Source organism: Gardnerella bretellae, assembly GCF_048545135.1.
Classification (GTDB): domain Bacteria; phylum Actinomycetota; class Actinomycetes; order Actinomycetales; family Bifidobacteriaceae; genus Bifidobacterium; species Bifidobacterium greenwoodii.
On the sequence record NZ_JBKQXU010000005.1, the window covers coordinates 1 to 26,165 of the forward strand.

The 26,165-nt window shown below is 43.4% G+C and carries 20 protein-coding genes, 4 tRNA genes and 1 pseudogene; 23 read left to right on the forward strand and 2 right to left on the reverse strand.

Annotated features, from left to right (window positions below):
- Window positions 1–43: 43 nt before the first annotated feature.
- Window positions 44–208: pseudogene (locus ACJV7B_RS04775) on the reverse strand (ATPase); the annotation flags it as partial.
- A gap of 404 nt (window positions 209–612) precedes the next feature.
- Between ACJV7B_RS04775 and ACJV7B_RS04780 the strand changes: the two are divergent.
- The 15 genes from ACJV7B_RS04780 (at window position 613) to fdxA (ending at window position 14,591) form a co-directional block, all read left to right on the forward strand.
- Window positions 613–1,998: a variant leucine-rich repeat-containing protein gene (locus ACJV7B_RS04780; protein WP_472850104.1), complete on the forward strand. Its 1,386-nt coding sequence runs from the start codon at window positions 613–615 to the stop codon at window positions 1,996–1,998.
- 16 nt (window positions 1,999–2,014) lie between these two features.
- A complete protein-coding gene (locus ACJV7B_RS04785) occupies window positions 2,015–5,764 on the forward strand; it encodes a helicase (RefSeq protein ID WP_419389095.1) in 3,750 nt (1,249 codons plus the stop codon).
- Entirely contained in the window at window positions 5,761–5,967 is a 207-nt protein-coding gene (locus ACJV7B_RS04790) for a hypothetical protein (protein ID WP_004127727.1), read from the forward strand. Before ACJV7B_RS04785 ends, ACJV7B_RS04790 begins: the two co-directional genes overlap by 4 nt.
- A 120-nt stretch (window positions 5,968–6,087) precedes the next feature.
- A complete protein-coding gene (locus ACJV7B_RS04795; RefSeq protein WP_029600038.1) occupies window positions 6,088–6,264 on the forward strand; it encodes an FmdB family zinc ribbon protein in 177 nt (58 codons plus the stop codon).
- Window positions 6,265–6,461: 197 nt separating this feature from the next.
- Window positions 6,462–7,220: a hypothetical protein gene (locus ACJV7B_RS04800; RefSeq protein WP_419389096.1), complete on the forward strand. Its 759-nt coding sequence runs from the start codon at window positions 6,462–6,464 to the stop codon at window positions 7,218–7,220.
- A 316-nt stretch (window positions 7,221–7,536) separates the two neighbouring features.
- Complete coding sequence (locus ACJV7B_RS04805) at window positions 7,537–8,508, forward strand: hypothetical protein (RefSeq protein ID WP_419389126.1); 972 nt, start codon at window positions 7,537–7,539, stop codon at window positions 8,506–8,508.
- A 175-nt stretch (window positions 8,509–8,683) separates the two neighbouring features.
- On the forward strand, window positions 8,684–8,977 hold the full coding sequence (groES, locus tag ACJV7B_RS04810) for a co-chaperone GroES (protein WP_004127748.1): 294 nt from the start codon (window positions 8,684–8,686) through the stop codon (window positions 8,975–8,977).
- A gap of 134 nt (window positions 8,978–9,111) precedes the next feature.
- Complete coding sequence (hisC, locus tag ACJV7B_RS04815; protein WP_419389097.1) at window positions 9,112–10,209, forward strand: histidinol-phosphate transaminase; 1,098 nt, start codon at window positions 9,112–9,114, stop codon at window positions 10,207–10,209.
- 111 nt (window positions 10,210–10,320) lie between these two features.
- A tRNA-Tyr gene (locus ACJV7B_RS04820) sits at window positions 10,321–10,402 on the forward strand.
- 1 nt (window position 10,403) lies between these two features.
- Window positions 10,404–10,475, forward strand: a tRNA-Thr gene (locus ACJV7B_RS04825).
- Window positions 10,476–10,479: 4 nt separating this feature from the next.
- Window positions 10,480–10,553 (forward strand) — tRNA-Met (locus ACJV7B_RS04830).
- Window positions 10,554–10,606: 53 nt separating this feature from the next.
- The gene (rpmG, locus tag ACJV7B_RS04835) at window positions 10,607–10,777 is read left to right on the forward strand and encodes a 50S ribosomal protein L33 (RefSeq protein WP_004105548.1); all 171 of its coding nucleotides are present in this window, start codon (window positions 10,607–10,609) and stop codon (window positions 10,775–10,777) included.
- A 124-nt stretch (window positions 10,778–10,901) separates the two neighbouring features.
- Window positions 10,902–12,182, forward strand: a complete 1,281-nt coding sequence (locus ACJV7B_RS04840; protein ID WP_419389098.1) for an FAD-binding protein — start codon at window positions 10,902–10,904, stop codon at window positions 12,180–12,182.
- A gap of 279 nt (window positions 12,183–12,461) precedes the next feature.
- Window positions 12,462–14,090: an APC family permease gene (locus ACJV7B_RS04845; RefSeq protein WP_116794335.1), complete on the forward strand. Its 1,629-nt coding sequence runs from the start codon at window positions 12,462–12,464 to the stop codon at window positions 14,088–14,090.
- A 168-nt stretch (window positions 14,091–14,258) separates the two neighbouring features.
- A complete protein-coding gene (gene fdxA, locus ACJV7B_RS04850; RefSeq protein WP_116794334.1) occupies window positions 14,259–14,591 on the forward strand; it encodes a ferredoxin in 333 nt (110 codons plus the stop codon).
- 51 nt (window positions 14,592–14,642) lie between these two features.
- Here the strand turns inward: fdxA and dinB are convergent, their stop codons facing one another.
- Complete coding sequence (gene dinB / locus ACJV7B_RS04855; RefSeq protein ID WP_419389099.1) at window positions 14,643–15,953, reverse strand: DNA polymerase IV; 1,311 nt, start codon at window positions 15,951–15,953, stop codon at window positions 14,643–14,645.
- A 97-nt stretch (window positions 15,954–16,050) separates the two neighbouring features.
- On the opposite strand from dinB, the gene ACJV7B_RS04860 reads away from it, so the two are divergent.
- The 8 genes from ACJV7B_RS04860 to malQ all read left to right on the forward strand — a co-directional run bounded on the left by ACJV7B_RS04860 (window position 16,051) and on the right by malQ (window position 26,164).
- A complete protein-coding gene (locus ACJV7B_RS04860; protein ID WP_419389100.1) occupies window positions 16,051–16,983 on the forward strand; it encodes an EamA family transporter in 933 nt (310 codons plus the stop codon).
- Between the two features lie 99 nt (window positions 16,984–17,082).
- A tRNA-Ser gene (locus ACJV7B_RS04865) sits at window positions 17,083–17,169 on the forward strand.
- 550 nt (window positions 17,170–17,719) lie between these two features.
- Window positions 17,720–18,643 carry a hypothetical protein gene (locus tag ACJV7B_RS04870; protein WP_419389101.1) on the forward strand — a complete coding sequence of 308 codons (924 nt, stop codon included), beginning with the start codon at window positions 17,720–17,722 and terminating at the stop codon, window positions 18,641–18,643.
- 600 nt (window positions 18,644–19,243) lie between these two features.
- Window positions 19,244–22,144, forward strand: coding sequence for a peptidase (locus ACJV7B_RS04875; protein WP_419389102.1), 2,901 nt, complete (start codon window positions 19,244–19,246; stop codon window positions 22,142–22,144).
- A 196-nt stretch (window positions 22,145–22,340) separates the two neighbouring features.
- The gene (locus tag ACJV7B_RS04880) at window positions 22,341–22,634 is read left to right on the forward strand and encodes a metal-sensitive transcriptional regulator (RefSeq protein ID WP_419389103.1); all 294 of its coding nucleotides are present in this window, start codon (window positions 22,341–22,343) and stop codon (window positions 22,632–22,634) included.
- A gap of 6 nt (window positions 22,635–22,640) precedes the next feature.
- Window positions 22,641–23,318 carry an IMPACT family protein gene (locus ACJV7B_RS04885; protein WP_419389104.1) on the forward strand — a complete coding sequence of 226 codons (678 nt, stop codon included), beginning with the start codon at window positions 22,641–22,643 and terminating at the stop codon, window positions 23,316–23,318.
- A gap of 39 nt (window positions 23,319–23,357) precedes the next feature.
- Window positions 23,358–23,990 carry an AbrB family transcriptional regulator gene (locus ACJV7B_RS04890; protein ID WP_419389105.1) on the forward strand — a complete coding sequence of 211 codons (633 nt, stop codon included), beginning with the start codon at window positions 23,358–23,360 and terminating at the stop codon, window positions 23,988–23,990.
- A gap of 8 nt (window positions 23,991–23,998) precedes the next feature.
- Entirely contained in the window at window positions 23,999–26,164 is a 2,166-nt protein-coding gene (gene malQ / locus ACJV7B_RS04895; protein ID WP_419389106.1) for a 4-alpha-glucanotransferase, read from the forward strand.
- Window position 26,165 lies beyond the last annotated feature (1 nt).

The window sequence follows — 26,165 nt, forward strand, 5'->3', positions numbered from 1 at the left end:
TCAGGCTCCAAGCCCTTTCTTCGTATGCGTTCCACTGTTTGGCTCAATTTGTTTCGAGAAGCCATTGCGCTATGTCTATTACGCGGATTCCTTCAATGTCGTAAGCATCATGACGCGTATTTGCAAGCAGGATTTTAGGGTAAGAGTCTTTTATTGCTTTTAGTGGCGAAAGTTCGCGCTCCAATGTGGAATCATCGCTAATATTATTTTCGGAATAGTAGTATTTTTCACTTTTGAAAGTAGATACGTATTTTCACTTTCAAAACTGTAATATTTTTTAAGTTTTGAAAGTGGTGTTTGTTATAGCGCCAACTTAAACTTACGAAAAATCAAAGTTTAAGACATAGTATTTATAAGTTTAGGTCGCTTTTGCGGAAGATTTCGACCTAAACAGCACGCGCGCGAGTAGTTTATGTCGCCTACGCAAGAAAATCCGACCAAAACAGCGCAGCGGTGAGTAGTTTATGCCTCTCGCGTAAATATGTAATATTTTTATGCGAAAAATCAATAAAAACTAGCGCAATATACACAAAGCATGACACAATAGAAGGTAGTGTGTGTTTTCTGAAGGGAGCAGATCACGTGAGTGAGCGACAAGTCGTGCAGCGCTGGATGATTACAGTAGGTGGTGTTGAGCAGGCGCGCGTTGGAGCAGGTCAGTCGGTTGAGATTGGTCGAAAGCCTATACGCCCATTGCGTGAAGATGGATTTAAGCGCATTGACATAGTAGATAATAAGCGTTCTATGTCTAAGCGCCACGCGCTACTCATTGTTGATCCTAAAGGCGTGGCAACAATACGCGATTTACATTCAACAAACGGAACTTACTTAGTTGGCTCAAATGGTGATTTGTTGCGACTTGACCCAGATGTTGATTTCCAGCTTCCAGACAGTTTAATGCGAATGCAGTTTGGTGATGTTCCTGTTGATTTTGTGCGCGTAGAAGATGAAGTTCAGGAAGAAGAGACTAGTAATGTGCGTGACTTGTTCTCTTATGCCACTGATGATGAAAAGCATGAAGAACCTGCCGCGTCTGGTTTGTCGGTAGATCAGATTCTTGATTTGCGCGCGGGCGAGCCGACTGGAATTTTCCACGCACAGTCAGTGTCGGAACCTGGATTGTCTTGGCAAAAAGGCAAATCTATTAAGGATGCGCTTGAGGGTAGTGCATCGGTTGATAATGCGTCTGTTGATTCTGCGTCGGTTGATTCAGATTCGATCAATGCTGCACCAATTAATCACGATGTAACAGTTCCTGTTGTTTTGGAGCAGCAGGAAGCGCCTGTTGAGCCGCGTAATTTGTTTGCGGATGCTCGAGCGGAAAGTGAAAATGCTCAAGCAGAGAGCGAAAATGCTCAAGTTGCGCAATCTCAAGCAGAACTGCTTCAAGCAGAACCGCTTAATGTAGAGCCTCTTCAGGCAGAGCAATCTCAAGCAGAATCTGCTCAAGCTGAGTCCTATGAAGTCGAATCAGATAAAGTCGAATCAGCTGAAATCGACGCTTCTGAAACAGAACCAGCTGAAGTCGAGCCTTCCAAAACCGCATCAAATCCATTAGAAGGTAATCGATATTACTTAACTCACGAAGACTCTAATAAAGCGTACGAAAATTACACAAATATAGGTCCGCTTGATTCGCGCTTCACAGCCACAAGTATTGATATTAGCGATATTAGTGGTATTGATTCCGACGCATCTTATACTCCTGCTTTTGAACCTGGATCCGTATTTGAGAAAGTATCGAAAGGCGAGTTTGACGCTCAGCAAAATATTGTAGAAGCTGGCGGATTCACTTCTAAAGAAGCAGAAGAAAGTACAGATTTTTCAAAGCAATTTGAGATGGCTCAACATTCCGAATTGCTGCCATACTTAGCGTCAAATCCTGGATTGTACGACGACTTATACGCTTGGCTTGCAGCACAAGGCAATGCGGATGTAGATGCAGCACTTGCGCGTAACAGCGGTTATAGTGCATACCGTAAAGCTATTGAACAGTAAGTGAGTAGGTGGGAAAATGAGTGAGGCAAACAGCGAGCAGAATGGCGAGCAAAACGTTGAGCAAAGAAGTGAGCTGAACGTTGATCAAAATGTTGAGAACAGCGTTGATCAAAACAATTCACAAGTAAGTGCTCGAAGCAGCGCAATCAAAAATATTGTTGCTTGGAAGCAGCAGTATCAGTCTCAGCTATCTCCTTCTCCGCTAGAAGATATTACGCAACTTGCAGCGCAATTAGAGCTTACTCACGCGCATCCTTCTGGAATAGCGCAACTTTTTGCAAGTGGAAAAGTAACGTTAAAAGCTTTATTCCGCGATGCTGGAATGTTGCGTGCTGCTGGGCGTAGATTGGATCGCGTTTTTGAAGATCGCGACGCAAAAGCGCACGAAAGCGGCGTATCTGAGCTTTCTTTGGTTGTTGGAGTTGCATCTTGGAATGGTAATCATGTTCCAGTTCTCACATACCCGGTGCATGTAGTTCGTGATACTAATCAAGACGAAACTGCAGCAACTATTTACTTCTCCGGTAGCGTTGGACTAAACCATGCGCTTGTTCAGCGTTTGAGTGCTCGCGGAGTTGAGCTTCGTGAGGACGTGCTGTTCGACGGTTCTCAATACGAAAGCGGTACTCCAGAAACTTCTGTTGTTTTTGACGCTATTTGCAAGAAAGCACGCACTTCTTTCCCAGATTTCGACATTGAGCGAGATATTGTACTTGGATGCTTTACGGATGCAGGATCTCGTTTTGTGGCGGAAAGTGAGCAAATTCTTAACGCTTTACAGTCCGGCAATGTTGGGAATACGCTTATTGACGCTATGGCAGGAGATGAGCGTTCAATACAAGCGATTAACGCTGATAATAAGCCGGAATATAGTCCTTTTGATGCAGATCCACATGGTGAGTGCGAAGTTGGAGATGTTGACAACACCGTTCGCTATGCTGCAGATCTTGTTTCTTCCGGAAACTCGTTATTCGTTAATATTGATTCCGGTTCGGATTCGGCCGCTATTGCTGCCGCAATCGCTTCACGCTCGGTTCTTGCAGGACGCTCAGTTTTGTATGTGCCAAATGTGATTGAACAGCAGCGTAGATTCCGTTATACGCTTAATACGCATGAAATTTCTTCACTAGCATTAGACGTTGCAGATGGGCACATTGCTAAGCATGTTGATTCGCAGCTTATTTCTGCAGTTGGGGCGCGTCAAAGCGTTGCAACATCGCGTTTTGAGCAGGTTGCCGACGAATTAGTTGGTGTGCGCTCGCGTCTTACTCGCTATTTAGGTGACCTTCACGGAGTTAATGAAACTTGGGGAGTGTCGGCGTATCAAACAATACAAAATCTTGCTGCAATTGCTATGCTACCAACGCATCCTTCTACGCACGTGCGTTTAGACGTTGCTGCAGCACATGCAATTACTGGTCAAATCGATACTTGGTTGCAAAAATTCCATCAAGCGGACGAGCTTGGTGAATTTAATATTAATCCTGAAGATACTCCGTGGTTTGGCGCTTCTATTTACGACGAAAACGAAGCTGTATCGGTGTATCAGCGAATAGTAGACGTTCTTCTTAAGCTACTTCCTGCTACTCGCGAGCAGGTTAAAAGCACTGTTCAAAGCTGCGGTTTCCCTGTTCCAACAACTGCGCGCGAATGGAGCAGACAAGTTACGGTTTTGAAGAATTTACGACGCGTACTCGATGTGTTCCAACCTGAAATTTTTGAGCGCGATTTGGACGCAATGATTGAAGCTAGTAAGCCGAAAGCTGTTAGAAAAGCTGAAGGCACGATTATGGGCTTCTGGGAGCGTCGCCGTCACCTGCGTGAAGCGCGTAGTTTGCTTAGAGTCGGAGCTAAGGTTGACGACTTGCATGAAGCTTTGAAGATTGTTTCTCAGCAGGCTGCTCAGTGGCGTACTTTTGTGCCTCACGGTGGATGGCCTGTTTTGCCGCCAAAATTAGACGAATTGGTAAATACTCAAGAAGTATTATCTAGGAATCTGGTGGCTCTTGACGCAGTATTATCTACGACTCGTCAAGGTGCAGATCTTGAAAATATTGAGTTTGCGCAGCTTGAGACACGTTTGCAGGATTTGCACGACGATCGCGCATCTCTTGATACTCTTCCAGGTCGCTGCAAGTTGGAAAGTGAATTCAGCAAGGCTGGTTTGCTTGATTTAGTAAGCGATTTGCGTCATCGTCATGTTACAGGAGATGCTCTTGACGGCGAGTTGCAGCTTGCTTGGTGGACTACAGTTTTTGAAGATATTGTCAATTCTTCTGCGATTATTTCGCATCAAGATGGTTCTGCTATGCAGGATGCTTCGGATCGTTTTGTACAAGTAGATACTGAGCATGTGCGTTCTATTGGCCCAATGGTTCAGCAAGAAGCTATGAGGCATTTGTGCGAATTGCTGTTCTCGCATACTCAGGAAGCAAATCAACTGCACACTATGCTTGCAAGCAACCGTTCCGGAATAACATTTAATAAGCTTTTGCGCAATTATTCCGAGATTCTGCTTGCTGCAAAGCCAATCTTAGTGGCTATGCCATCAACGCTTACTATGATGACTCCTCTTGCTCCTATTGCAGACACTGTAATTATTGATTCTGCAGAGCATATATCAAATATTGAATTATTCTCTATTTTGGCTAGAGCTTCGCAAGTAGTTGTTCTTGCGCATAAGCAGACTGTAAGCTCTGAAAGTTTGCGTAAGCTTATTTCTATTCTGCCGTCTGTTACAGTTGTTTCTCGCGCTACAAGGCGTTCCTTGCGCTTGGCTCGATTCTTGGAAGAACATGGTTACGGAAAGTTGCGTCACGATGTTCCTATTGAACGCTTGCAAGGCAAGGTGCGTCTGCACCAGGTTGATGCTACGGGAGTTCCAGTACTGTCTTCCGGACTGATTGAAAGCAGCCAGCGCGAAATTGACGAAGTAGTTGAGCTTATTCGTCAGCGCGCGAAGACTTTCACTGTTGTTCCTTCAAGCTACATGCTTGTGGTTGTGACTTTAACAAACGTATTCCGCAGTCGTTTGGGTGCAGAATTGAAGTCTTTGTCTATTAAAGACGAAAATATGGCTCGATTCTTGCGTCATGTGCGTTTAATGAGTGTTCACGAAGCTTCCGGAGCTATTGCTACGGATGTTATTCTGTCTCTGTGCTACGCAAAAACTTCTCACGGACGTTTGCTCCAGCAATTTGGTTTGTTGGAAGAAGAAGGCGGCAAGGGTATGCTTTTGGATTCGCTTGCTTTGGCTCGTAGGCATCTTGATATTGTTAGCGCATTTACTTCCAAAGATATGGATGATGAGCGTTTGCATCAGGATGGTCCAAAGCTGCTTAAGACTTTGTTGCAGTGGGCTGAGCAGTTAAGCGATAAGCCTTTGCGTCCGGAAGATGCTCATGATGTTGAAGCGCAAGTTGCTGCTGAATCTGCTCAAAATAATGTGCTATTTACTGATTTAGCTGAGCGTATTCGTTCGCGCGGATTAAATGTAGCGGTTAATTATGGTTTCGATAACGGCGTTCGTATTCCGCTTGTTGTCGGTCTTGCAGATAAGCCGTTTGCTTTGGCTGTGCTTACTGACGATGCTCAATTTATGAGTGTTCAGTCCACTCGTGAACGTCATCGTATGATGATTCAAGATTTGGAAGCTCTTGGATGGTCTGTTATGACTGTTTGGAGCGTTGGTGCATTCGTTAATCCAGAAAAAGAAGTTGACCGCGTTGTTTCAAGGCTCGGCGAATTGTATGGTGACAACGAATGAGCGATTATGATCCTAATCGACGCTCTCCGCGCAAATCTGTAAGAGTAGTGCGTGAAGGCTCTGAGCTTTTTGATGCCGATGGCGTAAAACTAGAGCCTTCTGATGAACTTACGAAAGAGCAGCGTGCTTTGGATGACGATAATCGCATTTTAAGCGAGCTTCCTCCGCATTGGGCTGTGTTTTCTGAGCGCGGGCGAAACTAGTTGTGCTCGCTAATTTGCAAATAAACTTATGTGTTTGCCTCGGCTGTCACGGCGTATAATAGGATATTTGAAGGAACAGTAAGTTTTTTGTCTTATATTTGTGAAACTTCGGAGGAACTTTTGCCTACTTATCATTACCGTTGTAAAGAATGCGGATACGATTTTTCTGAACATCAATCATTTTCGGATGAACCTATTACCATTTGCCCTCAGTGCGGCAAAAACACTGTTCGCAAAGTGTATTCTGCTCCTCCAATCAATTTTAAAGGCAAAGGCTTTTACAGAACTGATAAGTAAATAAAAGCATTTTATTTGCGTTTTGCTTGCACTTTAGTTGCGCGTTGATAGGTTTTATCCACAACGCGCAATTTTTATTGCGTGACTCTTTTGCTTACGTAAAAATGCATGTTATGAGTACAAGTTTTTCTTTATTCTCGGGGTTTCAACGTTCCGATAGCTCTAGCGCATTGATTAAGAGGCGCCAACACGATTTTGTGCGGAAAATTATTGTTATTTTATGCGCGGCAATTGTGTCTTTGCTAGTTGTATCTACAATTATTGATTCCCAAGCTACGCAAGTAATACCAGTAGCTGCTCGTAATATTCATCAAGGATCTAAGATCCGCGAAACGGATGTTAATTACATTCGAGTTCCGCAACATTCTGTGTTTCGTTATGCGCTTGCTGGGCGAGTAAACTCGCGCAATCTGCTTATTGCAACTTGCGAAATCAAAACTGGTATGCCAATTTTGCAAAATGCTGTAAGTCATTTGCCGAATATTCCTGAAGGTTTTACTTCGATTTCAGTGCATTTATCTAGCGCAGATCACACGATAATACCCGGAGAAGAGGTAGATCTTGCTTTTAGTAAGCCTTTGCAAGACGAGGGCGAAAAGTCGGATGATTCTACGAAAAATGATGAAAATACGCAGGAAGCCGGCGGTTCTGCAAGTAAAAGTAGTAAAAGTAGTAAAAATAGCGAGAATGTCGAAAATAGTAAAAATAGCGAAAGTAGCGACGAAGAATCTGAAGAAACTGAAGAAACTGATATTACGCAGATTGATAGAAGGTATGTAGATGTTGTTAATCACGTTATTGTAATGCGAATAGCTAAAAGTCAACAATCTTCTCAAGATCAGCAGAATACTACGACTCTTGCCATGCCTGCTGCAGATGCTTTACGTTTGTTGCAAGCTCAGTCTGTGAATCCTTCACTTGCGATTGTTGCTATGAAGCACGTTAATAACCGTTAGTGTTAACACAGCATATTGTGTGAAGAAAGATGGCATATTCCCACATTTTGGCGACACGCCGACGCGTTTATATTGCTACACATCCTTAGACGTCTTTATATTAATAGATATGGGTTATGAATCGGTTAGCGCACTAATTGTGTTAATCATCCTCGTAGCCTTATGGTTCGGGTGGTTGCCTAAACGCACGGTTAATGGCATGAAGACCATGCTTGAGCATCGCGAGGATAGGTTTTCACCAACACTACATCTTGTAGGTGAGTGGAGTGCTGCACGCATTTGTGACGGCACAGGTATGTTGGCAAAAGGGGCTTGTATGCAACCGACTCAACGAAAACGAACATTAACTCCTGAACGTATTGCGCGTATTCGTGCTGCAAGACGAGCCGCTATTCGTCGCCGTTGCGTATTGGTTGGCGCTCTTGCTGTTTTAACAGTTCTTGTGTTTATAGTTGGGTGCTCTGGAGCATTTTCGCCAGCTTTCGTGCTTATTCCAGGAGCTATGCTGGCTGCAGTTCTTTATTTTGGTTCTCGTGCCGCTAAGCATGCTCGCGAATGGGAAGCTCGCGTAGCTAAGATGCGTGCTGGATCTTTGGAATCTGTAGATTTGGCAAATGATTCTTTGCGCAACAAGTCTTTGAATGGTGAATCTTTGAAACTTGAATCTTCAAAGGAGCAATCTTCAAAGGAACAATCTTTGAAGAGTGAACCTTCAGAATCAGTTGAGCAACATTCTTCTCGCGACGATACCGCAACTTCTGTTATGGAAAAGGGCGAAATTAAAGTCGCGTTAATGCGCGCTCAAGAGGAGCGTAATGCGGCTCTTCTTGCAAGAAGTGAAGCAACTGAAAATGCTGAAAACGTTGCTGAAGATATTGCTGAAAACGAGTACGAAGAAGACTCTAAAGAAGCTAATTTAGCTGTTAAAGAAGATTCTAAAGATTCCGCGGCTATCAAAAATAATCAAGATTTGATTTCATTCTCTCTTGGAAGCGACGTCAAGTATGATTTGGGCAATTCTGTTGCTGCAGCAAAAGCTCCAGAAAGTTTGGAAATCAAGTCAACTAAGCAGGTTGCTAAAGCAATACCTGTGGTTAAGCCTGCTGAATCTAAAGCTGCTAAAAGTGCGAAGACTTCTGAATCTAAGTATGCTAAAAATTTGCAAAAGTCAACTTCTTCGCAATTCCATGCAGAAGAGCAGAAAAGTCAAGTAGAAGCTCCGGCAAGTTCCGCAGACTCACTCGGAGTGGCAAATTTGCGCGAAGTTTTAGCTCGTCGCAATGCCTAATTTAAGAATTTTCTAAAAATTTTCTTAAAAGATTAGCACTCGAGTTGTTAGAGTGCTAATTTCGCGCTACTATGAAACACAGAACGTAAGTGCGATTGCAAACGTGATCGTCAGCCTCGTATGTAAAACGCTTGCGTACAAAATTAGTATCTCTCTTAAGAAAGAGGTGGCGACAGTGTCGATTAAGCTCACACCGTTGGAAGATAAGATTATTGTAAAGCAGGCTCAGGCAGAAACTCAGACTGCTTCTGGCTTGTATATTCCAGATAATGCAAAGGAAAAGCCACAGCAGGGCGAAGTTCTTGCGGTTGGTCCTGGTCGTCGTGATGACAAGGGCGAGCGTATTCCTATGGATGTTAAGGTTGGAGACAAGGTTTTGTACTCCAAGTACGGTGGCACTGAAGTGCATTACGATGGCGAGGATTACTTAATCGTGTCTTCTCGCGACGTGCTTGCTATTCTTGGCTAGTCTTTAGCCGGTTGAAACAATAAAGCTTACGCTGGAAATGATGCAAATGTCATTCCCAGCGTTTTTTATTGCTGCACGTAAGATGTGATGCGCTATCGCACAGTTAAGTCGTGCGTGGAGTATTATGGAGAAGTATGACATACAAACACCGTAACATTGTAGATACGATTCCTAGCTACAAACAGGGAAAACCAGCTCCTAAATTGGATGGCATTCGCGCGTATAAGATTTCCAGCAATGAGAACCCTTATGAGCCTTTAGAAAGTGTAAAAGAAGCTATTTCAACTCGCGCGCTTAATATAATCAACCGTTACCCAAATATGCGCGGTACGCAAGTTGTTGAAGAGCTCGCTAAGCGTTTTGGCGTTACGCCAGACGAAGTGGTGCTTGGCTGCGGTTCGACGGAAGTTATTACGCAGCTTGTTGACTTTGTTGCAGGACCTGGTGATGAAGTTGTGTACCCTTGGCGAAGCTTTGAAGCTTATCCGATTATTGTCACTGGCGCTGGAGCTAAAAGCGTGCAAGTTCCTAATCGTGCCGATGGCTCTCACGACGTAGATGGAATTATTAACGCAATTAATGAGCGTACGCGCTTAGTTATTTTGAACAATCCTAATAACCCAACTTCTGCGTCTCTTAGCGAAACTGACGCGCGCAGAGTTTTGGACGCTGTTCCAAGCGATGTACTTGTGCTTATTGACGAAGCTTATGTGCAGTTCAATACCGCAAAAGGCACGGCAGATGGCATGAAGTTGTATCGTGAGTATCCAAATGTGGTTGTTGCACAAACCTTCTCGAAAGCGTATGGCTTAGCTGGTTTGCGTATTGGCTACGGTATTGCTCCTGCAGAGGTTGTAGAGGGCATGCGAAAGGTTGCTGTTCCGTTTGGAGTTTCTCAAATAGCACAGGTTGCAGCTTTGGCATCTTTGGAAGATTTAGCAGTTAAGGAGATGAATGAGCGCGTTGCGGCTCTTGTTTCTGAGCGTGAGCGCATTATTTTGGCTTTGCGCAATCAAGGCTGGAATATTGAGGATGCGTATGCAAACTTCTTCTGGATGCCGTTTGGTGCAGATACTGAGCGTGTAACTGAGCGATTTGTGGCAGTCGGGTTATCGGTTCGTGCTTTTGCTGGCGAAGGTATTCGTATTAGCATTGGTGAGCGCGAGGCGAATGATCGCGTTCTAACAGTTTGCGAAGATTTAAAAAAAGATGGTTTTTCGCTAAATAACTAGCTTTTTTGCATAAAATTTTGTTTTCGGCGTGTCTTAGACTTGCATTCGTCTTGCACTCGTGGCAAAATAGCAAAGTTGCCGTTTGAAGTTCACTTCTTACGACAGACTGCTGGCGGGTTTCCCAAGTGGTCAAAGGGAGCTGACTGTAAATCAGCCGCTTCGTGCTTCAGTGGTTCGAATCCACTACCCGCCACGCCTCGATAGCTCAGTGGTAGAGCACTTCCTTGGTAAGGAAGAGGTCGTGAGTCCGATTCTCACTCGAGGCTCTCTGGCGGGGTAGCTCAGCTGGCTAGAGCGTACGACTCATAATCGTAAGGTCAAGAGTTCGAGTCTCTTCCTCGCTACAACGGCCAGTAGGAGACTGGCTGGCCAACAATGAATTGTAGAGGTGAACGAAATGGCAAGCAAGAGCGCCGACATCCGTCCGGGCATCACAATGGCATGCACGGAGTGCAAGGAGCGTAACTACATCACGACGAAGAATCGTCGTAACACGCCTGATCGTCTTGAGTTGAACAAGTTCTGCCCACGCTGCGGCAAGCACACGCTTCATCGCGAGACTCGCTGAAAATATTCAGCTTGCTGCGTTAATATAGCGTCTTTTTTAGACCTATTTAGATTGCGCAGATTTTATACTTATTACCCCGCTTTTTGCGGGGTTTTTGTTATTTAGTGTTGTTAAGATTAAAACTATGACTATGCAAGCATCATCTACTACGTCTACAGCAAATCCAACTTTCGCAGATATTACAACAATTGGTGTTGGTGGCAAAATTACTCGCTTCGTAGAGCCAAAAACGCGCGTTGCTGTTATTGAAGCCGTTGAAGATGCAGATGAGGCTAATCTTCCGCTATGTGTAATCGGCGGCGGATCTAATATGCTGGTTTCGGATCTTGACTTTAATGGTGTGGTTGTGCGCGATGCTCGTCGCGCTATTAACGTTCTCGATGAAGCAGCGCCAGCAGAAGATGGCGTTGACGCCAAAACTGGTGCAAATATTGTACATGTGAATGCAGAGGCTGGCTGCAATTGGGATGATTTTGTAACTTACGCTATTAATCTTGGTTTAGAGGGTGTAGAAGGACTTTCTGGAATACCTGGCACTGTTGGTGCTTCTGTTGTACAAAATATTGGTGCGTATGGCCAGGAAGTTTCTCAAAGCGTTACTTCTGTAGAAGTTTGGGATCGCAAAAATAAAGTAACGCTTGAATTGTCAAAAGATCAGTTGCATTTTGGGTATCGTACTTCTGCTCTTAAACAAAGCATGTACGCTTCTGCAGGAGTTCCAAGCGATTCGTATTTTCCTACTCCTCGTTACGTTGTTTTGTCTGTTACTTTTTGTTTGAAGCATAGTGATACAGGCGTTGTTGCTCATTCGCAGTTGGCTCGTGCTTTGAAAGTTGAAGTAGGCGAGCGTATGAAAACTTCGGTAATTCGTCGCGAAGTTTTGCGTGTTAGAGCTTCTAAAGGCATGCTCGAAGATGCTTCGAGATACAAAAATCAGTGGATGTGTGGCACAAAAAGCGCTCAAAGTGTTGATATTGCTTTGAAATTGCAAAGTGAAGACTATATTACTGGCGAATTTTTGCAGGGTGATAATCTTTATAGCGATCGTCATAGTTGTGGCAGTTTCTTTATGAATCCAGTGATGACAAGAGCTGAGGCTGATTTATTGCCTGAGGATGCTCCTCGTTTTGAAGCGCTTCTTCCGGACGGTTCTAAAGGTGTAAAAACTTCTGCGGCTTGGCTTATTGACCATGCTGGTTTCCATAAAGGATTTAGGCTTAGTAAAAATGGTGAAGTCTCTGCAGCAGGTCTTTCTTCCTTGCATACTTTAGCGTTGACGAATCGCAATAATGCTTCTTCTAGCGACGTGCTTTCTTTAGCTAAAACTGTTATTGACGGTGTGCGTAATAAGTTTGGTGTGACGCTTATACCGGAACCTGTGCTTATAGGTCTTTCTGTAAACTAAAAATTTTACACTTATGCGTGTGTTTACGCAGAAATATATAAAGCTATTTCGTAAAATTTTGTAAATAATAAAGGAACACACGGTAAAACTACCGTATAAGCAATGTTTTGTGTAATATTTACCTACATTATCCATATAAAAGTTTTGTTTAATCCCATTTATTGTGATTTGGCAGAATTTTATATAGATTAAGTCGCAACAGTTTCGCGCAATTCGTTGGTGCGTTGCTAATTGCGTCTAATACCTTTATACCTATACATCAACGAAAGTGCGTTTATTATGCAAATATGGAGAAAAAAGTCTGTTGAACAGACTATCGCAGAGACGATGGATGGTGATCGCCATCTTAAACGTACGTTAAATGCGTGGGATCTGGCAGTTATGGGTGTTGCCGTTGCCGTTGGCGCCGGTATTTTCTCTGTTGGCGCTCAGGCTGCAGCATTTCACGCGGGCCCTGCTGTAATTATTAGCTTTATTATTGCAGGCGTTGTGTGCGGTTCTGCTGCAATGTGCTATGCAGAATTTGCTTCTATGATCCCTGTTGCTGGATCTGCTTATACATTCACATACACTACAGTAGGCGAGCTTGTTGCTTGGATTATTGGCTGGGATATGATCCTGGAAATGCTGATGGCCGGCTCGGTAATCGCAAAGTATTGGGGTGTGTATCTTAACGATTTAATGAAGCTTTTCGGTTTGAATATGACCACCAACTTTAAGTTAGGTGGTTTTACTGTTGATGTTGCTCCAATTATAATCGTTGCATTCTTTACAACTATGCTTGTTCTTGGAACCAAGCTTTCTGCACGCTTTGACGGCGCTTTAACAATCTTGAAGATTGGTATTGTTCTGTTCGTGGTAGTTGTGGGATTCTTCTACATTAAGGCTTCGAACTTTACGCCATTCGTGCCACCTGCAACCGATGTTGCTAACGTAAAGGGAATGGAAGTTTCTGGCGTTATGAGCCAGCCTTTGTGGCAGTGGGTAACTGGCATGCAGCCAGCCGTTTATGGTGTTACTGGCATTCTTTCCGGCGCGGCTCTCGTGTTCTTCGCATTCATCGGTTTTGACGTTGTGGCAACCACAGCAGAAGAAACTAAGGATCCTCATAAGAACATTCCACGAGGCATTGGTCTTGGTTTGCTTATTGTTACCACTCTTTACATTCTCGTTGCAGTCGTAACAACCGGTATGGTTTCCTACAAGGATTTGGCAAAGCAAGCCGCTCCTTCGCTTTCTACAAGCTTCGAACTCGTGGGAGCTACTTGGGCTGCAAAGATTATTTCCCTCGGTATTGTTATTGGCTTAACAACCGTTGTAATGGTTCTTTTGCTCGGTCTTACGCGAATTATCTTCGCTGTTAGCCGTGATGGCCTGCTTCCTCGTAGCTTCTCTAAGGTAAGTAAGCGTGGAATTCCTGCAAAGCTTCAGATTGTTTCCGGTATTGTTGTGGCAGTTGTTGCTTCCACTCTCGATATTGGTATTCTGTCCGACATGGTTAATATTGGTACGCTTTCTGCATTCCTGCTTGTTTCCGCAGGCGTTCCGATTATGCGTATGCGCAGACCAGATTTGCACCGTTCGTTCAGTGTTCCTGGCAATCCGTGGCTTCCTATGTTCGCAGCTCTTTCCACATTCTGGCTCATGCTCAACTTGTCTGTGCTTACGTGGATTCGTTTTGCAGTGTGGCTGGCAATCGGTTTTGCGGTGTACTTCGGCTACTCTTACCGCAACTCTCTACTTGGAAGGCAGTTGCGTAAAGCCAAGAAGCTCGGTGTACCGGTTGAAACCTTGTTTGCTCAAGATGCTGCAGCTGCAGAAAAGGTAGCTGAAGGAGAATCTGAAGAGCAAGCTCGCGCGGAGGCTGAAGCTGAGGTAGCTGCTGCACCTCAGTCTGCATCTGAGTAGTTTGCAACTTAACAGTCTGCATCTTAGTAAAATAATCAAAATTAATAGATTATTTAAGTAGCAAGAAGTCGGCATACGGTTAAATTCGCATGCCGACTTTTTGTGTTATAGACTTTTCAAAAATGTTCTATAATAGAAAAGTTGCATAAAAACAGAAAGGAGGGCATTATGCCATATGTAATTGCAGAACCTTGCGTAGATGTAAAAGATAAAGCATGCGTAGACGAATGTCCTGTGGACTGTATTTATGAGGGAGATCGCACGCTTTATATTAACCCGAACGAGTGTGTTGATTGCGGAGCTTGCGAGCCAGCTTGCCCGGTAGAGGCTATTTTCTACGAGGATGATTTGCCAGAAGGCTGGGAATGGTATCGAGATGCTGCAGTTGATTATTTCGACAAGCTTGGAGATTTAGGCGGAGCTACAGATGCTGGAGCTTCCGGATGGGACGAAGAGCATGTTGCGGCCTTACCTTCGCGCGCGGATAAAGCAAGTAGCTAACTACTTGCAAAGTATTGTTTGATATGGCGCGAGTTTATTTATGGTGCGAGTTTACAATCCAATGTGAGCTGCATCGTCGCCATATTTTTTACGAACGGCATCTAAAGCGTGCTCAGCATGACGCAATCTAGTATTTTTATTCATTGCAGATATGCTGTTTTGTGCAGGATTTTTAGATTCGCGCGTATTTTCTTCCAGAATATCGTTTAATGAAGGCTGCAGCGAAACTTTATTTGCTGGCACAAGATTATTCGCTGTAATGCCAGCTAAGCGAACCGGACTTAAAAGCTTTGTGTTGTTTCCTCCAAGAATGTAATTATGAACAGTTGGATTAGCTTTAGAAAGCAAGTCAATGGCGTGCTTGTAAAACTCGTGCGTTGAATCAGTGGCATTTTGCAAAGTAGAAGATCTAGTAACATAATGCAAGTCGCTAAATCGCAGTTTTAGCGTTATAGTTCGCGCCATAAGCTTACGATTTCGCAAATGCTGAGTTACTTCGCTGCAGCATTGTTGCAGTAATTGTTGAACAGTTTGCTCGCTAGTTGTGTCTGAATCTAAAGTTCGTTCGGTGCCAATAGATTTTTCTGGCGCTCGCGGTACTACAGTGCGTTCGTCTATGCCCCTAACAGACTGATATATCATTCTTGCCATGCTTTGCGAGCCTGTTATGCGAGAAAGCGTTTTTTCATCAACATTTTTAAGTGACGCAACAGTAGATAATCCCCAGTCTTCAAGCTTATGTATTAAAGAAGGGCCGATTCCTGGTATTGCGCGCAAAGGCATTATTGACACAAAATCTTCATTACATTTTTGCGGAATAAGAAGCATGCCATTAGGTTTTGCGTTAGTTGAAGCCATTTTTGCAATAAGCTTATTGCTGGCAATGCCAACAGAGCATGTAATATGATATTTTTCAAATACTTCTTTTCGTATCCAAGCTCCAATATTTACAGGTGATTTCCACTGTAATAAAGCCGATTTAACGTTCATGTAGCATTCGTCAACAGAAACTTTTTCGACTTGATTAGTTACACGCAACAAAATTTCTTCAAAAATACTTTTAGAAACGCTTGAGTAGTAAGGTATGTCAACTGGCAAGAAAACTCCCTGCGGGCAAAGACTTCTAGCTTTAACAACAGGAATTGCGGAATTAACACCATAAGCGCGAGCCTCGTAGCTTGCTGCAGAAACTACAGCACGATTTCCTGTGCCAATAATAAGCGGCTTTCCCTTAAGCTCCGGGTGTCTTGCAACTTCTAAAGAAGCATAAAACGCATCCATGTCAACATGGAGTATGTTACAGCCGGAGGTATCGTGCCCCCAATCTCGTTTTGCTGCCTGTACTCTCGGTGCTGTACTCATAAATTTATAATAGAACAAACGTTCGATTTTATAGAAAAAAGTAATGTTTTTTGCAAAAAAGCGAATGTCGCCTATATATTCATGTAGGGTTGTTGCTATGAAGCAATTTGTCGTAAATGTATTACATCGCATGCCAGTGCTGCTAATCATAGTTATTGAAGCTGCAATGGTGTATACGGCTACGTCTGTTGCAAAAGTTGCGTTTAGTCAGCTAGATCCACTTTATGCTGTGTGGTATCGCGTTGGTTTTATGACTTTGATGCTACTGGCCTGGCGAAGACCATTTTTGCGCACAAAACGTAGCTTGTTGCCAAAAACTTTGCGTGAATGGGCTATTGTTATTGCGGTCGGAATTTCTTTAGTCGCTATGAATACCATGTTTTATGTGGCAATTAGCTGCATGCCTGTAGGTGTGGCTGTAACTATAGAATTTATTGGCCCGCTGCTTGTGGCTGTTATTACCGGTCATGAATGGCGTGAAAGAGCGGGTATGGTAATTGCTGTTTGCGGAATTGCTTTACTTGCAAGCGCTTCCATGCATAGTGCAGTAAGTCCGCATTTTCTAATAGGTTTATGCGCTATTATTGTTGGCGGCTTAATGTGGGGCGTGTATATTGTTTCCGGACGAAAAATTGCAAAAGCTTCGCATGCTATTGACCGCGTAAGTGTTGCGGCTCTTATTGGCTGGCTTTTGCAATCTACAGTTCTTGCTGTTCCTGCAGTTAAGAATGTTATTTGGCCTAAAGCGGAAGCTACGTGGGCTTCTAGGCCTGGGGGATCTTTTGCTTTGCTTGCATTGATGCTTGTGATTGCAGTATGCGCTTCATTCTTCCCGGCTTTGCTGGACCAGGTTTTACTTAAGCGCGTTAGCTCCGCAAAATATTCTGTTATGCAAGCACTGTATCCTGCAATTGCGGTTGTTATTGGAATGGGATTTGGTGAGATTCCAACTCTAAGCGATGTTGCTGGTATAGCTTTGGTTATGTGTGCTGTGGTGGTTACGTTCTCTGGCGACCATAATCCTGTTTAGTGTTTTGATTGATTTTAAGTGTGTCGCGTCGGGCTTGTTTACAGTCCGTAAGAGGTGCTATAGTGTCAATCTGTTGCTAATTGTACGCAACAAATAATTGGAGTCATGCCTGAGTGGCCGATAGGGGCACCCTGCTAAGGTGTTAGTCGCGTAAGCGGCTCGAGAGTTCGAATCTCTCTGACTCCGCGGATTACTCCGGATTGCTTTTTGCAGTCCGGAGTTTTTGTTTTTTTTTTGTTACTTATGTATCTGTGTTTCTGCATTAGTAACGAATAAATGAGGTTTTGCGTTATTAGTGCAGTGGGCAATCTGCGTTAGTGACGAATAGGTGACGAGGGCGTTTGCGCGTGCGTGGGGGTGCACGGCGTGTCGTTTAGGAATGGCGGTTTTTCAAGGGTTTGCGGGCGGCGTGGGGCGGAGTGTGTGAGTTTCCTGAGAGTTTTCTGAGAAAAATCTTTGAAAATCGTGAAATAGTATTTTTTACGATTAAACAGTGTTGTTTAGCGTATTTTTTATAGTTTTACGCGCTTTTACTGGAATATTTTCGCAGTTTTGTTGATATTTTCTGTGTCGGATGCTTGTTTTTGCTCTTGACTTTTTCGAACGGGGGGGGGTATCTTAAATAGCAAGCGCCGGTCAGTCCTAGTTTGACAGGCGTGTGTAGCTCCGCTTGGAGTTGCATAGCAAATTTTTCTTCGTGTACCTAGCACGAAGGAGAAGAAGAAAGGAAAATATTATGTTGAATAAGAAGGCTATCGCCGCACTCGCTGCTGGCGCCACTTTGCTTTCCGGTCTCGCTTTCGCTGCCCCAGCAATGGCAGAAGAATCAGGTGCTACACAGCCTCCTGTTACTAAGCCTGCAACGGATCCAAAGGATCCTAAGACTCCAAAGGATCCTAAGACTCCTGCTGGTGGTGAGCAGGGTAAGTCTCTCTTCAATCTTGATCCAGATACTCAAGCAGAATTTAATAAGGTTATGAATGCCATCAATAAAGTAAATGGTAATTCTGCTGCGGTTACTAAGAAACTTAATAAGAATGTTAAGGATCCTAAAGCTAAGAAGGTTCTCGACGAAATTGACATCGTTGCTTACTACCGTACCAAGATTGAGAATATGCTCGTTGGTTTGCGTAACCAGTTGGGTGATTGCAATTACCTTCGTCACACCCTTCCACAGTTGAAGGCTACGTTGACTGATTTGGAAGCTCACTACAAGGCTTTGCAGACTGCTTGGACTGCATACTACGATGCTCGTGAAGCAAATCGTTTCGTAGATCAGTCTCGCGATCAGGAAGAGCAGGATATAACTGTTGATATGTATGCTGCTTCTGACATCTCTAAGTCTCTTGTTGAGGCTGAGCAGGATAAGACTCAGAAGCTTATTGATGATACTTCTGCTCAGGTTAAGGAAGCTGAAGGCAAGCTTGCTGCTTGCAAGGCTGCTGTTGACAAGTTCATTGGTGGCGTTCATGACGGCATCAACAAGTTGACCGGCGCTAAGGATGCTAAGGCTCCAGCTAAGGCTGCTAAGGCTCAGGCTGCTGCTTCTAAGAAGGCTGCTGCTCCATTGGCTAAGACCGGTGCTGCTGTAGCTTTGGCTGCTGTTGCTGCTTCCGTGCTTGCTGGTATGGGTGCTGCTCTTCGCAAGATCCGTCACTAAGCTGTTAGCACATTAAGTGTGCTGATCGTTTAATGATTTGTTTGTGAGCGTGCCGTATGTGAGTATGGTGCGCTCACTTGTTAAATCTTTCACTCAACGTGCTGCAAATGCTGTTTAGTGTTTTGCGGCGGGTTTGCTTTCGGGCTTTTGCATGATTCTACTGTTTTGCCAAATCTCTTTCTTTACAGTGTGATTATGTGCGGTTCGTTAGTGTAACTGTTGAGTGTAGGCCGGTTCTGTTTATTAGGGAAAACGATCCGGTTTTATTAAAGGGCTTGGGCTTGGCACTGTAGGGGTGCTATCTCCAAGCCTTTCTTCGTATGTAGATTCTTATTTTTACTGTAAGCGACCAAAACTGCTTAGCGGTGAGTAGTTTATGCTGCTTTTGCAGAAGATTTCGGGTTATTTCCCAAATTGTGGATTTGTGCATAACTTTTATCCAAATACTACCTTTTAACCACAATACTAAAAAAATATTTACGCAAATCTTTTCTAAAGTCATAGTTGATGTCATGAGCGCTTACTCTAGTGCTCAATGCAAATAGAAAATTATTCTCATAATTCGCTATTGCATTAAGGGTTGGCTTAAAGGAGATTTTTATGGAAACATATTTGGGGAAGCATACTAGTTTTAGTTGTGCAAATAAATTGCGAAACCTCATGAAACAAAAAAATATTCGCAAAATGTTGGCATTGTTTACTTCCGCAGTACTAGTTCCTTCGGTGCTTTGTTCGCAAATTGCTATGGGATCTGTCGATAAATTAACGGGTTATTATTACAAAAAGTCGAATACTGTTGAATGGCTAAGTGAAAGGCTTGCAAGGCTAAGGCTCGGTCCTGTTACGGATAAGTGGGGAGGTAGAAAGAATTCTATTTTTTGCATTGAATCTTCCGTATTTATAGATTACAAAGGCGATATTAAGCAGATGAATGGTGAAGATTATCGTATTGCTGCAAATATTATTAAAACGCACAACACCAATGACGATGATCTAACTCAGGCTGCTTTGGCGTTTATGATTCATAGTCGTTTTGATATTAATCAAGATAGATGGAAGGAGGTTGTTGAAAACGGATTTGTAGGCGTTGAAACAGAAACTTTAAGGAATAAGGCAGATGAGTTGTGGCAGCAGGGTGTTAAAGAAACTCCGGTTAAGGCTGTGCTAAAAAATGATTACACTAAGGGCAAGCGCGTTGGTGTAATGCATATTAGTCTGCAAAATTCTAATGGAGATTCTTTAGGAGGAGTACCTATTAAAGTAAAATCCTCAAATAATCTTATTAAATTTGCTAACGGATCTGAGTCTTTTGAAGGAAAATCTAAAAAAGAAGGTTTAGATATTACTTGGAACGCACTTGATGCTGGAAACGCTCGAGTTGAAGTTTCTTTTAATGCTCCAAAAGCTGAACGTTTATTCTCTCCAGATGGTCAAGATGTGATTAGATCTTTTGAGAATACGTGGTATCCGCAAGATTTTTCTTTTGGTGTAGAAAAAACTTTCCAGCCGTTGCTTAAGTCGAAAATATCAAAGCATGAGCTGCGTGCAGGAGAGCAGGTAGATAGTACTGTAACTAGCGGTGTTGCGGGAAATGATTCTTGGCCAGAAAATGTTCGTCTTCGCGCGCAAGGCTACTATTTTGTAGGTTCTGCTGAAGATATTTTGCATATTCAACAGCGAAATAGTGGTGAATCTGCTAAAGAGTACTTGAATCGCATGCGCTCTATGCCTAATTTGCGTCAAGTTGCTGCGGCTAAAGCTAATTTCTCTAATTCTGGCGAAACTATAACTGCAGTAGCAAAACGCGCTAATGGCGATATTACAGCATCTGATCTTGATAAAGCAGAAGCGTATAAAGTAAATGATTTAGAAGCAGGCTTGTTTGGCACATGGGTTTGGATTATTTCTCGAGATTCTCAGAATAAATCTGACCGAGAGTTTTTGAAAGATGATGTTGTGCAGCTATTTGGTTCTACAGACACTACGGCTGTTCATCAAGCAACTGTGAGCTCAGATATTGTTGCTAAGCAGCAAACTGTTGGGCTTAATACGGAAATTGTTAATGAGATTACTGTAAGAGGTCTTCCTGAAACTTACGGATCTTTTAAGGGAAATAACAGTTACGGCTTTAATGAAGATAAAAAAGCGCATATTCGCGTTTGGTGGGCCGGTGCAGGTAGTGAAAATCCTACTAAAAAAGATAACGAAAATTATATGCCGGGATCTAAAGGCGAGCCGTCCGCGCAAGAGCCAAAAGAAGATAGTCATCATCGTTTGATTGCTAAGTGGGATGTTCCTGCAGTTAATGGCGTGTACAAGATTGGCAACGGAAATATTACGCTTAGACCTATTGCTGGAACTGATAGGTCTACTACTGAGCCGAAAGTTTTGGAAAATAACGTGCATATTCGTGCCGATAAGAATAGTGCTTCAGGCTGGTATGTGTTTGTGTACGATTTTCCTGGATCTTCGCGCGCTGTAGCTTATAAATCGGCGTACGACAATTTGTGGAGCCGCACATATGTAGAACCAACTACTTTGGTTCATCCTGTATCTGTGACAACTAGAGTTAGTGACGATAAAGTGCAGGTTGGAGAAAAGTTCCATGACAATGCTCGTATTACCGGTGATGTTCCAAAGGGAAGTTACGTAGTGTTTAGCGCATATGCGTATGGTGACGATAATACTAACGATAAATCCAAGTCTTCTTCGCTAAAGTCTAATGCAGAAGGAAAAGCAAAGTCAAAAGAAAAGGCAAAGGCAAAATCAACTGATGCGCCTCATGCTTCACCGGCTGCTAACTCTGTAACATCTGCACAAAGCGATGAGATTATGCCTGAGTCGCGCGTAAATATTACGGATAAGCAATCTGAAGATAGCAAGAAATCTCCGATTACCGTTAAATCCGCGGATATTACTTTGAACCACGACGGAATTGTTTATTGGAAGGCGGAAGTTTTCGATGCTCAAGGTCATCCTTTAGCTACTCATGTTTTGGGTGTAGAAGGTGAAACTGTGCAGGTAATGGATAATTCTGCGCGCTCTTATGGAGATCAGAATCAGGATGATCAAGATGATTTTGACAATCAAGGTGTAAATGGCGAAAACAACAAAAGTGGTAAAGGCGGTGCAGGCGGTAAGTCTGATGCAAATTCAAATTATCCAATTGATCTAAAGAATTTTGGTTTTGCGGATGGCAATAATGGGAATAACGATAAGAGTGGAAAAAGTAATACACAGTCTACTCCGAACAATTTGGATGAATTGTCGGATAACAGATTAGATAAAGATGATAGTGGTGAAATAACAAATACAAACCCATCTTCACTGGCTGTTACTGGCGTTTCGGGCGCGACTGTAATGCTTCTTTCACTAACAACACTAACATTCGCTAGTGGAATGTTCCTAGGGCGATTTGTTGCTGTAATTCCTAGACACGGACGCAAATTCGACAATGCGCGTCACGGTGGTGCTCGCCAATTGAAACGTAGATTGGTATAGTAATTATTCCTAGGAATATTCGGAATTTGGCGCGTTAATCTTATGAATTTTTCAAAAAATATGATTAGCGCGTCAAATTTTTGTTGTAATTACTTTACAATTTGCGCATAATATGAGTAGTATGTCAACTTGTACTATATTGGGTATGACGTTATGACATATATGTTACTGTGCTTTTATAGAAGAGGGAGCAGCAATGAAAGATTATGATATTGATAAAAATAAACTGTTAGTACGCTTGCATAGAGTGCAAGGGCAGCTTAGTGCTATCAATACTATGATTGAGAAAGATGCTGAGTGCAAAGATGTTCTTATGCAACTTTCTGCTGCAACAGCTGCATTGCATTCTTTAGCTGTGCTGACTGCGCGTGAGCATGTCAATAGTGATATACATCGTGCTGTTGAAACAGGCACGGCTGAAGGCGCACAGCAAGCAATGGAAGATGTTACTGAGATTATTGATCGTTTGCTTCGCTACGAAAAGGCCTAGTATATAGTGCCAGATTCGCATACTGTTTCGCATACTGTTTTGCATACTGTTTTACGCACAGTGCAAGAAGATTCTTCTAATCCTGCGCATGATGCGTTTGTTGAGAAAAAATCAGAATTTATTGGCAATATTTGTCATGTAACAACTCTTGATGAAGCTCTGGATTTTGTGCAGTCGGTTAAAGTTGCGAATCCTAAAGCGCGTCACGTTGCGTATGCTGCTATATGCGGAATGCGTGGAGCGCAATTATGCGAACGAATGAGCGATGACGGCGAGCCTTCCGGAACAGCTGGAAAACCAATACTTGATGTTTTACGCTCAGCGAATTTAACCGATTGCGTAGTAACAGTAACGCGCTACTTTGGCGGTATTTTACTTGGCTCGGGCGGATTAACGCGAGCTTATGCTAAGTCTGCAAGTATGGCGGTTGCAGCAGCAAAAATCGTAGATATTGTTTCTTGCGTTAGTTTTGCTTGCAATCTTAAATACCAGCAATTGCGCATGTTGCAGCATATAGTCAATCAAGTAGAAGGCATAATTGACAGCGAAAATTATGGAGTTGATATTACTCTAAATATTTCCGTACCAACTTATAAATCGGAAGAATTTCTTTTGCTAGTTAAAAATGCTTTTTCTGGAAGTGTTGTTCCTGAAGTGTTGTGCCGAAAGCAGATGGTACTCTAAATAATAAGCTAATCGACATAAAGCGTTAAAGGTGATTTTATGAGTACGAATAATCAAGAGCAGTCAAATAATGATGCAGAATATGAGCCTTTAACCGCAGTATATGAGCATTTGCGCCATAGTGAGGATTCTGCAGAACTTCACGAATTTGCTAGACGTAAGTTGCCAGATAGGTCTGATCAAGCCGCGTTTTCTAGGGCCACTTCTTTACTAGAAGCTGTTGCTGGAAACGCAAATACTCCAGAAGAAGACAGAATCTACTTAGCTACTTCAATGCCATTCCCAAATATACTAGTGAAACTTTCGGAAGACGCATCCGACGATGTGCGTTTAGCTGTTGCTGAAAATCACGATGCTAAAAATTGGTTAGTTGGAAGACTTACAAAAGATTCTTGCCCTAAAGTTCGCGATGCCGCATTGTGTAATCCAAAAGCATCTTGGAAAATGCGTTTAGAAGGTGCACAAGTAGATGGTGTAAGCGCGAAAACCTTGCAATATCTTGCATCTCTTGGAGTAAGTATAGAAGAAAACGCTCCAGGCGTATTGGCGACTATGGTGCGTAGAGCAGTTGCGCTAAATCCTGGAGTTCCGCAGAATGTTTTGCAAACTTTGTGCAACGACAAGTCGGAAGATGTAGCTTTGGCGGCGCGCGGTCGTTGCTCTCGCGAATAATGGAACACATGAATAATAAAACAGAAGAAGTGACAGAAGCGTCGCCACTGCATCGCCTAGCAGAATTAATGGGCGTAGGTGTGCGTTACGTTGGTTCCGACAATAAAGAACATGAAATTCAAGATAACGTATTGGTGTCTGTTTTAGCCGCATTAGGCGTAGATGCTTCTAGCGATGCTGCAATAGAAAAATCTATGCAAGATGTTTTGACTTACCGTCACGGGCGTATTGTTGCTCCAACGGTTTTACATACTGTTGGAAAGTGCGATGAAGTAACTGTGAATACTGGAATCCTTGAGTATCCGGTGGCAACTATTACGTTGGAAAACGGCGAACAGTATGAGGGTGAATTAGAAATCGTACCTAACGATAACACCACTGCATACCCTGTAAATGGCAAGTTTGTAGCTACGTCTTTAATTAAAATTCCTGAAGATTTGCCAATGGGCTACCACACTTTGCGAGTAACTGTTGGAGAGCGTCAAGAAGAAGCAACACTTATTAGTGCTCCAGAAAGCATAACTACACTTGATTCTCTTGAAGCAAACGGTGAGCAGCTTTGGGGATGGATGGCTCAGCTTTATTCAATCCGTTCTTCAAAGTCTTGGGGTGTTGGCGATTTTGCAGATTTAGCAACTCTTCTTGCTGAAGCTAAGAAAAAAACTGGCGCTGACTTTGTGTTAATTAACCCAATGCATGCAGGTGAGCCTGTGACTCCACTTACACCATCTCCGTACTTGCCAGTTGCTAGGGGAATGGTAAACGTAACGTATATTCGTCCAGAAAGTATTCCTGAGTACGCTACGTTGGACGATAAAACTCGAAAAGAAGTCGAAAAATTACATGCCCAGGTAGATCCTCTTAATAACGATGCTCAAATCATTGATAGAGATTCTATGTGGCGAGTGAAAATGCGCGCACTTTGGCTGATTTTCAAGGCTGGCATGCCAGAAAATCGCACTCGCGTTTTTGACGAGTTTAAGCAGGAAATGGGCGAGCGTCTTGAATCCTATGCCACATGGTGCCTTTGCTACGACAAGTGGGGTGCTCCAAAGGGTGACGATTGCTGGGAGAAGACTCTTACTAAAGATTCTGACCAAGTGCGCGAATTAGCTAAGCGCTTCCCGGATACTCTTGAGTTTTATCGTTGGCTTGAATGGGTTGCTTTTACGCAATTGCATGATGCTCAAGTTGCTGCACGTGCTGCTGGAATGAAAATTGGCATTATGTCAGATATGGCTGTTGGTGTGCATCCTGCAGGATCTGAAGTTTGGTGGAATCCAGAGAGATTTGCTAACGGCGCTACCGTTGGTGCTCCGCCTGATTACTTCAATCAGCAGGGCCAGGATTGGTCACAGCCTCCACTGCATCCGTTTGAGCTTGAGCGCACTGGTTTTAAAACATACCGAGATATGGTTCATGGAATGTTTGCTTCAGCTGGTGCTGTGCGAATTGATCACATTCTTGGACTTTTCCGCTTATGGTGGATTCCAGAAGGTTCAGCTCCAAGTGGTGGTGCTTACGTTTACTACGATGCTGACATTATGCTTGGCATTTTGGCAATCGAAGCCGCTCGCGCTCACGGTGTAGTTGTTGGCGAAGATTTGGGTGTTTTGCCTGCAAATGCTTTGGATGTGCTGCGCAAGAAGGCTGTGCTTGGTTGCACGGTTGAATGGTTCGAGGTGCAAGATGGTGAATTCCGTTCTCCAGATAAGTGGCGCGAAATGACACTTGCTTCTGTAAATACCCACGATTTACCTCCTGCTGCTGGTTATTTGCGCTATGAGCAGGTTAATATTCGTGAGCGTTTGCACTTGCTTACGGGTTCTGTTGAAGAATTCCGCGCTGGAGCTGAAGCAGAGCATCGTGCCATGATGCGCATGTTAGTTAAGGGCGGTTATTTGGATGCTCAGTTGCTTGAGGATGAGGATGCTCATACTCAGGAGATTATTGAGGCGTTGTATCGTGCTTTGAAGGATGCTCCTTCACGTTTGCTTGCTGCTTCTTTGGTTGATGCAGTTGGTGAGTATCGTGCGCAAAATCAGCCTGGAACTAATGATGAGTACCCGAATTGGCGTATTCCGTTAGCTGATGGTGACGGCAATCCGGTGTCTTTGGATACTATGTTTGATTTGCCTCGTGTGCGCTCGCTTGCTGCGATTATGAATGCATAAC